The organism is Pararhizobium sp. (genome assembly GCF_035497515.1).
Taxonomy (GTDB): domain Bacteria; phylum Pseudomonadota; class Alphaproteobacteria; order Rhizobiales; family Rhizobiaceae; genus Pararhizobium.
Map to the genome: position 1 here is coordinate 32,416 of NZ_DATJDJ010000120.1, position 14,974 is coordinate 47,389.

Annotated in this window: 9 protein-coding genes and 1 other annotated feature; of the genes, 7 read left to right on the forward strand and 2 right to left on the reverse strand. The window is 62.5% G+C overall.

All coding sequences use genetic code 11. The features are described from left to right. Positions 1–85: 85 nt before the first annotated feature. From ptsP to VL202_RS12920, 5 genes are all read left to right on the forward strand, one after another. Positions 86–2,353: a phosphoenolpyruvate--protein phosphotransferase gene (gene ptsP, locus VL202_RS12900; RefSeq protein WP_325464513.1), complete on the forward strand. Its 2,268-nt coding sequence runs from the start codon at positions 86–88 to the stop codon at positions 2,351–2,353. Between the two features lie 232 nt (positions 2,354–2,585). Then, positions 2,586–3,668, forward strand: coding sequence for a peptide chain release factor 1 (prfA, locus tag VL202_RS12905; RefSeq protein WP_325464514.1), 1,083 nt, complete (start codon positions 2,586–2,588; stop codon positions 3,666–3,668). Next, entirely contained in the window at positions 3,665–4,528 is an 864-nt protein-coding gene (gene prmC, locus VL202_RS12910) for a peptide chain release factor N(5)-glutamine methyltransferase (RefSeq protein ID WP_325464515.1), read from the forward strand. Before prfA ends, prmC begins: the two co-directional genes overlap by 4 nt. A gap of 353 nt (positions 4,529–4,881) precedes the next feature. Next, a complete protein-coding gene (locus tag VL202_RS12915; protein ID WP_325464516.1) occupies positions 4,882–5,778 on the forward strand; it encodes a DUF4167 domain-containing protein in 897 nt (298 codons plus the stop codon). Positions 5,779–6,047: 269 nt separating this feature from the next. Further along, the gene (locus VL202_RS12920; RefSeq protein ID WP_325464517.1) at positions 6,048–7,436 is read left to right on the forward strand and encodes an MATE family efflux transporter; all 1,389 of its coding nucleotides are present in this window, start codon (positions 6,048–6,050) and stop codon (positions 7,434–7,436) included. A gap of 234 nt (positions 7,437–7,670) precedes the next feature. Here the strand turns inward: VL202_RS12920 and VL202_RS12925 are convergent, their stop codons facing one another. Beyond that, a complete protein-coding gene (locus tag VL202_RS12925) occupies positions 7,671–9,137 on the reverse strand; it encodes a SulP family inorganic anion transporter (protein WP_325464518.1) in 1,467 nt (488 codons plus the stop codon). A gap of 67 nt (positions 9,138–9,204) precedes the next feature. Beyond that, positions 9,205–9,260, reverse strand: a sequence feature (sul1 is cis-regulatory element that is thought to sense ions involved in sulfur or methionine metabolism; They are found in Alphaproteobacteria). Between the two features lie 260 nt (positions 9,261–9,520). On the opposite strand from VL202_RS12925, the gene clpB reads away from it, so the two are divergent. Together clpB and VL202_RS25965 are read left to right on the forward strand one after the other, a co-directional pair. Further along, complete coding sequence (gene clpB, locus VL202_RS12930) at positions 9,521–12,127, forward strand: ATP-dependent chaperone ClpB (protein WP_325464519.1); 2,607 nt, start codon at positions 9,521–9,523, stop codon at positions 12,125–12,127. Between the two features lie 126 nt (positions 12,128–12,253). Then, a complete protein-coding gene (locus VL202_RS25965) occupies positions 12,254–12,493 on the forward strand; it encodes a hypothetical protein (protein WP_414692851.1) in 240 nt (79 codons plus the stop codon). A gap of 37 nt (positions 12,494–12,530) precedes the next feature. Here the strand turns inward: VL202_RS25965 and VL202_RS12935 are convergent, their stop codons facing one another. After that, positions 12,531–14,501, reverse strand: a complete 1,971-nt coding sequence (locus tag VL202_RS12935; protein ID WP_325464520.1) for a M23 family metallopeptidase — start codon at positions 14,499–14,501, stop codon at positions 12,531–12,533. Positions 14,502–14,974 lie beyond the last annotated feature (473 nt).

Genomic DNA, 14,974 nt, shown 5'->3' on the forward strand with positions numbered 1-14,974 from the left:
GCAGTTGCGGTCGCTTCCGGCGCTTGATAATGCCGGGGCGATTGCTATCTGCCCTTGATGATTTCAGATACGGAGGCGTTGCGCGATGAGAGACCTCTCTGCGGGTCCACGCGTCCTTCTCAAGCGGTTGCGCGAACTGATGGCGGAACCGCTCGAGCCGCAGGAGCGACTTGACCAGATTGTCCGCCAGATCGCGCAGAACATGGTCGCGGAAGTGTGTTCGGTTTACGTGCTGCGCTCCGACGGCGTGCTCGAACTCTATGCCACCGAAGGCCTGAACAAGGATGCCGTCCATCTCGCGCAACTGCAGATGGGGCAGGGCCTTGTCGGCACGATCGCCGCTTCCGCCCGGCCGCTCAATCTCTCGGACGCCCAGGCGCATCCGGCCTTCACCTACCTGCCGGAGACCGGCGAGGAAGTCTACCATTCCTTCCTCGGCGTACCGATCCTGCGCACCGGCCGCTCGCTCGGCGTTCTCGTCGTGCAGAACAAGGCGAGCCGCACCTATCGCGACGACGAGGTCGAGGCGATGGAAACGACGGCGATGGTGCTCGCCGAGATGGTGGCGACCGGGGAACTGAAGAAGCTCACCCGTCCGGGACTGGAACTCGACCTGTCGCGTCCGGTGACGATCGAGGGCAACAGTTTCGGCGAAGGCATCGGCCTCGGCTATGTCGTGCTGCACGAGCCGCGCATCGTCGTCACCAATCTGTTGAACGACGATACCGATCACGAGCTCGGCCGGCTGGCGGAGGCGCTGGGATCCCTGCGCATTTCCATCGACGACATGCTGTCGCGCCGCGACGTGTCGATGGAGGGTGAGCACCGGGCCGTGCTTGAGGCCTACCGGATGTTTGCCCATGACCGTGGCTGGGTGCGCAAGCTCGAAGAGGCGATCCGCAACGGGCTGACCGCCGAAGCCGCTGTCGAGCGGGTGCAGAGCGAGACCAAGGCGCGGATGATCCGGCTGACGGATCCTTACCTGCGCGAGCGCATGCACGATTTCGACGACCTCGCCAACCGGCTGCTGCGCCAGCTGACCGGCTATGGTGCCCGGCTGTCGGCAAGCGATTTCCCGCCCGACGCCATCGTCGTCGCCCGCGCCATGGGTGCGGCCGAACTGCTGGACTATCCGCGCGAGAATGTTCGCGGCCTGGTGCTGGAAGACGGCGCCGTGACCAGCCATGTGGTGATCGTCGCCCGCGCGATGGGCATTTCCGTGGTGGGGCAGGCGGCGGGTGTCGTGGCCTTGGCCGAGAACGGCGATGCGATCATTGTTGATGGCGATGGCGCCCAGGTGCATCTGCGGCCGATGGCGGACCTGCAGCGGGCATACGAGGAAAAGGTCAGGCTGCGCGCCCGTCGGCAGGCGCAGTTCCGGGCGCTGCGTGGCATCGAGCCGGTGACCAAGGACGGCAAGCGGATCAAGCTGCAGATGAATGCCGGCCTGCTGGTCGATCTGCCGCAGCTCGCCGAATCCGGCGCGGAGGGTATCGGTCTGTTCCGCACCGAGCTGCAGTTCATGATCGCCTCGACCATGCCGAAGATGGAGGAGCAGGAAGCCTTCTATCGCAATGTCATCAAGCAGGCGGCCGGCAAGCCGGTGACCTTCCGCACACTCGATATCGGCGGCGACAAGGTCGTGCCCTATTTCCGTGCGGCGGAAGAGGAAAATCCGGCGCTCGGCTGGCGGGCGATCCGCCTGTCGCTCGACCGCCCCGGCCTGTTGCGCACCCAGTTGCGGGCGATGCTGCGGGCCTCCGCCGGCCAGGAACTGCGCATCATGCTGCCGATGGTGACGGAAGTGGCCGAGTTGCGCACCGTGCGCGAACTGCTGCAGAAGGAAATCCAGCGCCAGTCGAAGGTTGGCGAGCAATTGCCGCGCAAGCTGCAGTTCGGCGCCATGCTGGAAGTGCCGGCGCTTCTCTGGCAGCTCGACGAACTGATGCAGGAAGTCGATTTCGTCTCGGTCGGTTCCAACGACCTGTTCCAGTTCTCGATGGCGGTCGATCGCGGCAATGCGCGGGTGTCGGATCGCTTCGACGTGCTTGGCCGCCCGTTCCTGCGCATCCTGCGCGACATCATCCGTGCCGGCGATCGCAACGAAACATCCGTCACGCTCTGTGGCGAGATGGCGAGCAAGCCGCTGTCCGCCATGGCGCTGCTCGGCCTCGGCTACCGCTCCGTCTCGATGTCGCCGACGGCGGTCGGCCCGGTCAAGGCGATGCTGCTCGCCGTCGATCTCGATAAGCTCTCGGCCATGCTGGATGCGGCGCTGGACGACCACAAGGACCTGACGCCGCTGCGGGAGAAGCTGCTGGCGTTCGCGACGGAACACGGGGTGCCGGTTTAGGGATAGGCATTGGAGCGTGCGGCTGGCTCACCCCCTCTGTCACTTCGTGATATCTCCCCCACAAGAGGGAAGATAAGCCGCTACCGCTTTGCGCCCCTGACGAGATAAGGGAAATGAATGATCTCCCTCCTTGTGGGGGAGATGTCACGAAGTGACAGAGGGGATAAACTTTCCTCAAACTCAATTGAATCGGACTGGCGCTTGTTCTGCCGAAGTCCCGACGGAGCAGACATTGGCCACACTTCCTGTTGAAAAAATGCGCGAGCTGGAGCGCCGGTTTGGCGAGATCGAGGCGCGGATGTCGGAGGGGCCGGCGGCGGATGTCTATGTGAAGCTGGCGTCGGAATATTCCGAGCTGCAGCCGGTGGTGACGAAGATCCGGCTGTATGAAAAGGCGCTGGCCGAGCTTGCCGATGTCAACACGCTGATGAACGATCGCACCACTGATCGCGAGATGCGCGACCTCGCCGAGATGGAAAAGCCCGAAATCGAGGAGCGCATCGAAACGCTCGAAAAAGACATGCAGATACTGCTCCTGCCGAAGGACGCGGCCGACGAGAAGAGTGCCATCCTGGAAATCCGGGCGGGTACGGGCGGGTCCGAGGCGGCGCTGTTTGCCGGCGACCTGTTTCGCATGTACGAGCGCTATGCCTCCGACAGGGGCTGGAAGGTCGAGGTGCTGTCGGCAAGCGATGGCGATGCCGGCGGCTACAAGGAAATCATCGCGACCGTGACCGGGCGCGGCGTGTTCTCCAAGCTGAAATTCGAATCCGGCGTCCACCGGGTGCAGCGCGTACCCGATACGGAGACGCAAGGGCGTATTCACACGTCGGCGGCGACCGTCGCGGTTTTGCCGGAAGCGGAAGATATCGATATCGAGATCCGCAACGAGGATATCCGCATCGATACGATGCGCTCCTCCGGTGCTGGTGGCCAGCACGTCAACACGACGGACTCGGCGGTGCGCATCACCCATCTGCCGACCGGCATCGTAGTCACCTCATCGGAAAAATCGCAGCACCAGAACCGTGCCAAGGCGATGCAGGTTTTGCGCTCGCGGCTCTACGACATGGAGCGGCAGAAGGCGGACAGCGAACGCTCCGCCTCGCGCAAGAGCCAGGTCGGCTCCGGCGACCGGTCCGAGCGCATCCGCACCTATAATTTTCCGCAGGGCCGCGTCACCGATCACCGCATCAACCTGACGCTCTACAAGATCGACCGGATGATGATGGGTGAGATCGACGAGGTGGTGGACGCGCTGCTCGCGGACTACCAGGCGGACCAGCTGGCGCAGTTGGGCGAGATCCAGGGATGAGCGATACACTCGACAGCCTGTTTGCCGAGGCGAAAACCCGGTTCCTGCAGGCGCATATCGGCGAGGCGGCGCTCGATGCGCGCGTGCTGATCGGCGGTCTGCTCGACCTGCCGGCCGTGGCCTTGATGGCGCGTGGCAGCGAACCGGTATCTGCCGCGGATGCGCAGCGTGTCCGTGACGCCATTGCCCGCCGCGCGGCGCATGAGCCGGTCTATCGCATCCTCGGTTGGCGCGAATTCTACGGACTGACGCTCGGCATGTCGAAGGACACGCTGGAGCCTCGCCCGGATTCGGAAATGATCGTCGAGGGGCTGATCCCGATTGCCCGCGGGATTCTGGCTGAAAAGGGTTCCTGCCGGATCATCGATCTCGGCACAGGGACGGGGGCGATCTGCCTGGCGCTGCTCAGCGCTGTGCCGGAAGCGACCGGCGTCGGCTCCGATCTTGCCGTGGGCGCGGTGGAGATGGCGCGGGCGAACGCGGAGCGGAACGGCCTCGACGGGCGGTTCACGGGGATCGAAAGCGACTGGTTCGAACAAATTAACGGCACGTTCGACATCATTGTGTCGAATCCACCCTATATAAGAACCGAGGTCGTCGCGTCGCTCGCGCCGGAAGTGAAGGATCACGATCCGGCTTTGGCGCTGGACGGTGGCGTCGATGGGCTGGATGCCTATCGCACGCTCGCAGCCGGTGCAGCCGCGCATCTGGCGCCTGGCGGTGTCGTCGGGGTCGAGATTGGCTACGACCAGATGCAGGTCGTCGGCCAGCTTTTTGCCGACAAGGGCTTTCGGGCCATCGACCGTGTGCGCGACCTTGGCGGAAATGACAGGGCGATCCTGTTCGAACTGTTGCTTTAACCCAGCAAAACCGGGTGAAAATGGCGGGTTCTTTTTAGAGACCATGAAGAAAAGGCTTGGAATCAAAGAGGAAGCGGGCTAGGTTCACCCTCACGCACCGGGTAAAAGGTCTAAGATCAGAGATTCGTTCCGGTCAGACCTAGCCGCAGGGATTGCTCTCACAAAAGAGTTGCTAAGGTTCGACAGTGCCTGGTGCGGGTACCTGTTAGTTTGACTTTAACCAGCGACGGTACCGCCATGAGGCGGTTGGGTCGCGGCGCGTGTCTGCCTGATCCGGAATCCTTTTGAGGAATTTCTGGTGGGCCACGAAGCCACAAGATCATCAATATCAAGAGAATCCAGGTGAGTGAACGATGAGGCCAGGACAGCAGAACAAGCGCGGCCGTGGGCGTAATAACAATACCAACACCAGTAGCAACAATGGCGGTGGCAATAACAACAATCATAACCGGAAGGGCTCGAACCCGCTGACCCGGACCTATGATAGCTCCGGTCCGGACGTGAAGATCCGCGGTACCGCACAGCACATCGCCGAAAAATATGGCAACCTTGCCCGTGACGCCCAGAGTTCCGGTGACCGGGTCGTGGCGGAGAACTATCTCCAGCACGCCGAGCATTACAACCGCATCATTGCGAGCGCCCAGGCGCAGATGCAGGAACGCTTCCAGCGCGACGACCGCGGCGGCGAGTATAACGATCGCAACGACTATCAGGATCGCGACGGCAACGAGCGCGGCGACGATATGGATCAGGGCGACACCGAGGAAAACGCGGGCGGCCAGGACCAGCAGGTCGAGCAGCAGCCACGTCACAATCAACAGGCAGAGCGCCAGCAGCGGCAGCACCGCCAGCCGGAGGGTGAGCGCCAGCAGGACCAGGACCGGCAGACACAGCCGGATGAGGAACGCCAGCCGGATCAGGAACGCCAGCCGCGCCCGGAGCGCCAGCGCCAACAGGACCGTCCGCGCCAGCCGCGCCCCGCGCAGGCCCAGCCACGTCCCGAAATGGCACCGCAGCCCGTCATCGACGGTTCCGGTCCACAGCCGGTGATCGAAGGCACGCCCGCCGAGGTTTCGCTGGAAGAGGAAGCACCGACCGGCCGCGCCCCGACGCGCCGTCGTACCGCACCGCGTCCCCGCCGCCAGCCACGCCGTGGCGAAGACGGTGGTGACGAAGCCGCCGCGTCTGGTGAAGAAGGTGGTGATCAGGGCGGCGACAAGTCGGCTCTGGCCGAGGCTGCTGGCGAATAAGCCAAGCCGGGTTTCCGGATAGTGGTGACCCAGAATATCCTATGCGAACCCGGCGCGCTCTTGCGGCCGGGTTTTTGCTTTTGCATCAGGCTTGACCCGCCCTGGGCTTGCCTGTAGGTGCTTCCCCAGGTTTCCGGATACCTGCCGCTCGCGGACGTCAGTCCTGGTGAAGTCCGGCCTTGACGATCTCTCGCCCTCGAATGCATTTCGTGTGGTGGGCAATGCGAGCCCCCTCCTTCAGTGCGAAATGCGATGTTGAGGAGAGTTGGATGTCGAAAGACGTTTTCAGCCAGAACGCCTACCTGACCGCGCCGCTGGGCGCGATTTTTGCCCGCACGGCGCTGCCGATCATTTTCGTGATGAGCATGAACGGTCTTTTGACCGTCGTCGATGCTGTCTTTCTCGGAATCTACGTCGGCCCGGATGCCGTCGGCGCCGTGACGATCGTCTTTCCCGTGTTCATGCTGCTGGTGGCGCTCTCGACACTGGTCGCCAGCGGCATGGCCAGCGTGCTGGCCCGCCATCTGGGAGCGGGGCGTTTCGCTGACGCACAGCAGACCTTCATGGCGGCGCATGGATTGGCGTTGGCGATCAGCCTTGTTGCGGTGATCCTGTTTGCCGCCTTCGGGAAGGCGTTGGTTTTGCTCGTGGCCAATGGCGACGAACACCTTGCGCATATGGCCTATGTCTACATTGCGATCATCGTGTTTTGTTGCCCGATGCAGTTCCTTCTGGCCGTCAACGCGGATGCCTTGCGCTGCGAGGGCAAGACGGGACTGATGGCGATCCTGAGCCTTGCGGTTTCGCTGGCAAACATGGCGTTCAACTATCTGCTGATCGTTGGTCTCGAATGGGGCGTTGCTGGTTCCGCCAGCGGAACGGCGCTGGCCCAGGTTCTGGCGCTCGTCTTGATCTGCGTTTTCCGTCTGTTCGGACGCACGCCGTTGCAGTTCGGCGTGATGAAGCTTTCCGTGTTGATCAACCAGGGGGGCCGGATGCTGGCGCTCGGGGCGCCGCAAAGCCTCGGGTTTATCGGTCTTGCTCTGGTCTCGGCGACGGTCATCGGATCGCTGCAACTGGTGGCAGGCGGCCGCTACGATTCAATCGTTTCGGCCTATGGCATCATCACCCGCGTCATGACCTTCGCCTATTTACCGCTGCTCGGCATGAGCCAGGCGATGCAGGCCATTGTCGGAAACAATGCCGGAGCGGCTGACTGGGGCCGGGCCGGTCGGGGATTACGCCTCGGCGTTGTTGTCGCACTGGTTTACTGCATCGCTGTCGAAACCCTGCTGATCAGCCTTGCAGGGCCGATCGGCTCCGTCTTCGTTGGGGATGTGAGCGTCATCGGCGAGGTCGCACGGATCATGCCGGTGATGGTGGCGCTCTATCTCCTGTCGGGCCCCTTGATGATGGTCGGGGCTTATTTCCAGGCGATCGGCGATGCGGGGAGGGCGGCAGTTCTCGGACTGTCGAAGCCCTATCTCTTCACCATGCCGCTGGTTATCGTCCTCTCCCGGACATTTGGCGAAAGCGGCATCTGGTTCGCCACGCCGGCGGCGGAAATCCTGCTTCTCGGTATGACGGGTATCGTCCTGTGGAAAGGGCGGGGCGGATGGAGCCGGCGGAGTACACCGGCGTCAGAGCCAGTTGGATGAAAGATGGAAAACCCCGGAACTGCCATCCTCTTCATCCTGTGCTTATCACAGGAATGCAGCCGCCGAAGCCTTTGGGCAAAAAGAGTCTTTTGACCCGACGGACGTCGGGTCGCTGGATCCCCGCCACGCGGGCGAGGATGACGGAGGGTGGAATTCCGCTTCGTCAAATAACCGACTTGTGGGCTTGTAAGCAGTCTGACCCCGGAAGCAGCTTTGCGTCCGGGGGATGGCGGGTCAGGCTTCCTTCAATGGCAGCGCATTGTCGAGGCTGCCGATCAGGGTCGAGCTTGCCTCGTTGAGGCCGGCGACATCGACGGTGATGCTGTTGGCCTTGAAGCGGTGGACGACCTTTTCCAGCGCCGCTACGGCGGTGATATCCCAGAAGTGGGCTTGCGAGACATCGATAAGAACGCGCATCCCTTCGGCCTCGTCGAGGGTGAAGGATTCGATGAACGCGTCGGCGGACGCGAAGAATATCTGGCCGGTAACGCGATAGGTCAGCATTGCCGCCGCCGCGTCCGGCAGGGTCTCCACCCGCATCAGGCGGGCGACCTTGAAAGCGAAGAACACGCCGCTCAGGAGGACGCCGACGGCGACGCCCAGTGCGAGGTTGGCGCTGAACACCGTGACGACGACCGTGACCAGCATGACGGCGCTCGACATCCTCGGATGAACGACCAGAGCGCGCAGCGACGACCAGTCGAATGTGTCGATCGAGACCATGACCATGATGGCGACGAGGGCGGCCACCGGCACCTGCGACACCCAAGGTTTGAGCAGGACCATCAGGATCAGCAGCAGGGCGCCGGCAAACAGGGTCGAGAGCCGTCCCCGCCCGCCATATTTCACATTGCTGACCGTCTGGCCAATCATGCCGCAACCGGCAATGCCGCCGAACAGGCTGGCGGCGGTATTGGCGATACCGAGGCCCGTGCATTCCCGGTTCTTCGAGCTCGGCGTATCCGTCAGGTCATCGACGACGCTGGCCGTCATCATCGATTCGAGCAGGCCGACCATGGCGATGGCAAGCGCCGGACCGGCGATGATCTTCAGGGTCTCGATGGTCATGGGAACGGTCGGCCAACCGAAGACCGGCAGCGAATCCGGAAGCTTTCCGAGATCGGCAATGGTCAAGACCGGAAGATTCAGTGTCACGGCGGCGATGGTGAGAAGGAGGATGCAGATCAGCGGCGAGGGGATGGCCGTCGTGATCCGGGGCGCGAGATAGATGACCGCGAGGCCGGCAGCCAGCATGGCGTAGGACATCCAGTCGCCACCGATGATATGTGGCAATTGCGCCGCAAAGATCAGGATGGCCAGCGCGTTGACGAAGCCGGTTCGTACGGATTTGGACACGAACCGCATGAGCACGCCGAGCCGTAGCAGGCCGAAGATGATCTGGAAGAGACCGGCGAGCAATCCGGCGGCGAGAAGATATTGCAGGCCATGGGCATGGACGAGCGGGGCGGCGACCAGCGCCACCGAGCCGGCGGCGGCGGATATCATCGCGGGGCGTCCGCCCGTAAACGCGATGACGATGCCGATGACGAAAGAGGCGAACAGGCCGACCTCGGGATCGACGCCGGCGACGAAGGAGAAGGCAATGACTTCCGGGATCAGGGCGAAGGTCGCAACCGCGCCGGCGAGCATTTCGCGGATGGGATTGGCGGACCAATCCCGACGGATGGATGAAAAATACATGAAGTGAGATCTCGCAACGCATGGCCAAGCGCTCGGTGGCGCGATTTTATCGGGACATGCCGGTGTGCGTTGTCTGGCGGATCGGCGGCCAGAAGAGCCACCCGGAATTGCACCGGGTCCGTGGTGAGTGTGTCGTTTATAAACCGGGTTTTCGCGGCGACGCAACACGGGATTTTTCAAGGGTCGGGCCGGAGGAATTCTATTTCGCTGCGACGGTGAAACGCCTCTTTAATTTGCAAAAAATTGCACCCATATTCCTCTCAAGTTGTCGTGGCTGTCTTTTGACAGCGTAACGACGAGACACGGGCCCGCCTTTTCAGGGGGCCTCAATCCAACCGTCGGCAGTGCCATGAACGGGCTGACCGATTTCCGGAGGTAGACTGATGAATATTGAAAAATACTCCGAACGCGTGCGCGGTTTTCTCCAATCCGCCCAGACCTTTGCGCTGGCGCAAGGGCACCCGCAGTTCGTTCCCGAACATCTGCTGAAAGTCCTGCTCGACGACGACCAGGGCATGGCGGCATCGCTGATCGAACGTGCCGGCGGAAGCGCCAAGGATGCGAAGCTCGCCAATGACGGCGCGCTTGCCAAGCTTCCGAAAGTATCTGGCGGCAATGGCTCGATCTCGCTATCGCAACCGCTGGCCAAGGTGTTCACTACGGCCGAGGAAGCTGCCAAGAAGGCGGGCGACAGTTTCGTCACGGTCGAACGGCTGCTGCAGGCGCTGATCATTGAAACGTCGGCCGCGACGTCCGGCATCCTGTCGAAGGCGGGCGTGACCGCGGCCAAGCTCAACCAGGTCATCAACGACATCCGCAAGGGACGCACCGCCGACGGGGCGAACGCCGAAGCCGGGTTTGACGCGCTGAAGAAATATGCACGCGACCTGACGGCGGATGCCCGCGACGGCAAGCTTGATCCGGTGATCGGTCGCGACGATGAAATCCGCCGCACGATCCAGGTCCTGTCGCGCCGCACCAAGAACAATCCGGTCCTGATCGGTGAACCCGGCGTCGGCAAGACGGCGATCGCCGAGGGCCTGGCTGCGCGTATCGTCAATGGCGACGTGCCCGAAAGCCTCAAGGACAAGAAGCTGATGGCGCTCGACATGGGCGCGCTGATTGCAGGCGCGAAGTTTCGCGGCGAATTCGAGGAGCGGCTCAAGGCGATCCTGTCCGAAGTACAAGCGGAATCGGGCGAAATTATCCTGTTCATCGACGAGATGCACACGCTGGTTGGCGCCGGCAAGGCGGATGGCGCCATGGATGCGTCCAACCTGCTGAAGCCTGCGCTCGCACGCGGCGAACTGCATTGCGTCGGCGCGACCACGCTCGACGAGTATCGCAAGCACGTCGAAAAGGACGCGGCCCTTGCCCGCCGATTCCAGCCGGTGATGGTCAACGAGCCGAATGTCGAGGACACGATCTCGATCCTGCGCGGCCTGAAGGAAAAATACGAGCAGCACCACAAGGTGCGGATCTCCGATTCCGCGCTGGTGGCGGCTGCGACGCTGTCCAACCGCTACATCACCGACCGGTTCCTGCCGGACAAGGCGATCGACCTGATGGACGAAGCCGCTTCGCGGCTGCGCATGCAGGTGGACAGCAAGCCCGAGGAATTGGACGAACTCGACCGGCGCATCATGCAGTTGAAGATCGAGCGCGAGGCCCTGAAGAAGGAAACCGACCGCGCTTCGAAGGACCGGCTGGAAAAGCTCGAACTCGACCTGACCGGCTTGGAAGAACAGGCCGATGCGCTGACGGCGCGCTGGCAGGCGGAAAAGTCCAAGCTTGGCCTTGCAGCCGATCTAAAGAAGCAGCTTGACGAAGCGCGCAACGAACTGGCCATTGCCCAGCGCAAGGGCGAGTTCCAGCGGGCAGGGGAACTTGCCTATGGGATGATCCCGAAGCTGGAAAAGGAGCTGGAAGCATCCGAAAGCCAGGACAATTCCACGCTGAACCCGATGGTGCAGGAGGTCGTGACCCCCGACAACATCGCCCACGTCGTTTCCCGCTGGACCGGCATTCCGGTGGAAAAGATGCTCGAAGGCCAGCGTGACAAGCTGCTCAGGATGGAAGACGAACTCGGCAAATGGGTCGTCGGCCAGGGTGATGCGGTTCAGGCCGTTTCGCGCGCGGTTCGCCGCTCGCGTGCCGGTCTGCAGGATCCGAACCGTCCGATCGGCTCGTTCATCTTCCTCGGGCCGACCGGCGTGGGCAAGACCGAACTGACCAAGGCCTTGGCACGCTTCCTGTTCGACGACGACACGGCACTCGTGCGCATGGACATGTCGGAATATATGGAGAAGCACTCCGTATCCCGACTGATCGGTGCACCTCCCGGCTATGTCGGTTACGAGGAAGGCGGCGCGCTGACCGAAGCGGTGCGGCGCAAGCCCTATCAGGTCGTGCTGTTCGACGAGATCGAGAAGGCGCATCCGGACGTGTTCAACGTGCTCCTGCAGGTTCTCGACGATGGCCGCCTGACCGATGGCCAGGGCCGTACCGTCGATTTCCGCAACACGATGATCATCATGACCTCCAATCTCGGGGCTGAATATCTGTCCCAGCTTGGCGAAAACGATGACAGCGACCAGGTGCGTGATCAGGTGATGGATGTCGTGCGCGGTCATTTCCGCCCCGAATTCCTCAACCGCGTCGACGAGATCATCCTGTTCCACCGCCTGAAGCGCGCAGAGATGGGGGCGATCGTCGACATCCAGCTGGAACGCCTGAAGCAACTGCTTGCCGACCGCAAGATCACGCTCGAACTCGACGACGAGGCCCGCGCCTTCCTCGCCGACAAGGGCTACGATCCGGCCTATGGCGCACGTCCGCTGAAGCGGGCCGTGCAGAAATACGTCCAGGACCCGCTGGCCGAGCAGATCCTTCAGGGCAATTTCCCCGACGGCTCGACCATCAAGGCTTTCTCCGGTTCCGACCGGCTGAACTTCAAGCTGCGGGGTGGGGCGGAGAAGGTGGCCGCTTGATCAGTGGCACACAGAGAGGCCGTCCTTCGGGGCGGCCTTTTGTTATGTCCTGCCTGGTATGACTGGAGCAATTCTCTTCTGGAAGCGACAGATTGTTACCCGGGGCGTGTCGATCGGGCGCTGCCCATGGTGCGTAAGGCCGGCCACCTCGATGGAATTGCAGCCGTTGCGGTCAGGCAGTTCGTGATGGTGGAGCCGTCACCCGGCCGGGTGATCACCGACATGGTGCAGAGTCATCTTGATGCGTTGGGCGTCCCGGTGCCGGGCGGTTGCCGGATTGGTCACGGAGAAAGTCCGATGAGCCTGCCAATCGGGGAGCATGACCGAACTCGATGCGATTGGGGAATGTTGACTGCCCGATATTGAGCGGAAAGCCGGGTGCATAGGTGGATGTGCGTGCCGGCTACTGCGCCGCGGCCACTTCCGCGGTGCCGTTGTCCTTGGCCAGCAATTCGTCGATGCGGGTTCGTTCTTCCTCGAACTGCGCCAAAGCCGGGCCATCAAGGGATTTTCCGCCGGGCAGGCGGATGCGCAGCGGATCGACGCGGTTGCCGTTGACGATCAGTTCGTAATGCAGATGCGGCCCGGTCGACAGGCCGGTGGTGCCGACCCAGCCGATCACCTGGCCCTGGACGACCTTGGCGCCGACGGTGACGCCTTTGGCAATGGTGCTCTGGTGATTGTAGGACGAGACATAGCCGTTGGCATGACGGATCAGCGTCTGGTTGCCGTAGCCGCCACTATCCCAGCCGGCCTTTTCGACGGTTCCATTGCCGGCCGCAATGATCGGCGTGCCGCGCGGAGCCGCCCAGTCGACGCCGGTGTGCATGCGCGAGAAGCCGAGGATCGGATGGCGACGCATGCCGAAGCCGGAACGGAACGTGCCGTTCGGCACGGGATTGCGCAGCAGGAACTGACGAATGCTCTTGCCCTGCTCGTTGTAATAATCGATCGAATTGTCTTCCGGGTCCTGAAAACGATAGAACTTCGTCTGGGCATCGCCGAATTTGGCGTTGACATAGAGCAATTCGCTGTCGTCCGTCGCGTTGCCGCTCTCGTCGGCGACCGAGAAGAAGGCCTCCAGGTTGTCGGTCGGCTTCAGTTGCGCCTGGAAATCGACATTGCTGGCCAGAAGCTTGATGATCTGCGCCACCATGGTGGAATTCATGCCGTAGGACAGGGCGGCCCGATAGACGCCGTCATAGACACGCGGCAGGTCGCGACCCGCATTGATCGCCGGCGTGCCGGTATCGTCGAAGGCGCTGGCAACGGCGGCAAGCGGTGCCGGCTCGTAGCCCTTGACGAAATTGCCGCCGTCGTCGAGCGCCATGGTGAAGACATGGGCGCCGCGCGAATAGACGCTGGCGCGCACGACCTTGGCTTTCTCGTTCTCGCCCTTCTGGATGATGCCGATGCGCAGGACGTCGCCTTCTTCCAATTCCGTCGCATCGAGCGCCGGCCGCAGGTAACCGGCGAGATTTTCGGCCTGGGCCTTGCCGTAACCGGCATTGATCAGCACGGCGGCGATCGGCGTCGCCCGGCGCACGGGGATGACATCGTCGGCATATTCCGCCGTCTGGCCGGTGGTGTTCTCGAAGGCCGAGACCGTCATGTTCTCTTCGACGACGCGGGCCGACAGCCCCTGGATCAGATCAAGATCGGAGGCATCGGAGGCAAAGCGGCGCGGATCGACATAGAAGAGCGAGGCGAGCTGGGTATTGCCGTCGGTCAGAACGGAACCGTTGGTGCGGACATTCTCCTCGACTTCGTCCATCGACATGGAGGGGGCGAACTTCAGCGTCGATCCCTTCAGGGGGAAATCCACCGTCTTCAGGGCCACCTCGGATTCGACGTCGGAACCGTAGATCGTGCCGGTGCGGCTGACCGGCGGTGTGGCCTGCGCCTCGTCGCTGGAAAAGATCGCCAGCGGATCGAAGGAGGGATATTTCTCGGCCGCCTGGTGGTTGGCGGCAAGCGTCATCTTCACATGGGCGAAGGGCTGGCGGCGCACCACTTCCTTGTCGCCGTCCCGGGTCATCGTCGAGACCTCGAGAATGGTGCGATCGGATGGCTTGGCGACGATGTTCGGCGTCAGGACACGGTTGCCGCGCTTGGCCGCGGCGGTCGGCTGGCTTCCGCGGGCGGACGGATCCATCACCGCCGCATAGGCTTCCGCCGGAATGGCCAGCTGCTGGCGCCCGTCGAGGGCCGCAAACAGCGCCACCCCCATCAGAAGGCTGGAGGTGATGCCGGTAAGGAACGTGCCCGAAAGCCAGCGCAAGGAAATCTCGCGCCGATCGGGTGCCCTGCGTCCATCCGCAAGGATCGGGGGCTCGTTGCCGAGCGACCGTATCATGGTCTTGTCCGTGATCATGCCAATTCGAGCGGAGTCCCTAGGTTAAGCGCCGTTTCTTATTGTGGCCTCGGTATATTGTGCGAAGATGTGCATCTTTCATGCCCTTGAGTCAAACAGAACGGACCGGCTGTGGCCGCGCCCCTCTATATAGACCTCAAGAGCGCCAGCGAAGCACCGGCAACACATCTGCGACGGCCTGTTTAGGGCGCCGAATGTGAAGAAGTGAGGGCGAAGTCGTGATTTCCTCTTCATACAAGGGCTTATCGGCAGCCGAATGCGATTGTCGCAATGCAGCAAAGCCTTGCGGCACAAGGCCTTGTCAAAAAACTGTCATTTTTTTAAAAAAAGCCGTTGACTATGGCTGAGGGGTGGGACTATAAACCGCTCACCAACGAGGGCGGCGGCGCTGCTGGCGACCAACGAACTCGCTCTGGAGTTTCATAAGAGACTTGAGGGTGAATTTGGGTTTCAGGCGGGAACGCTTCGGGCTC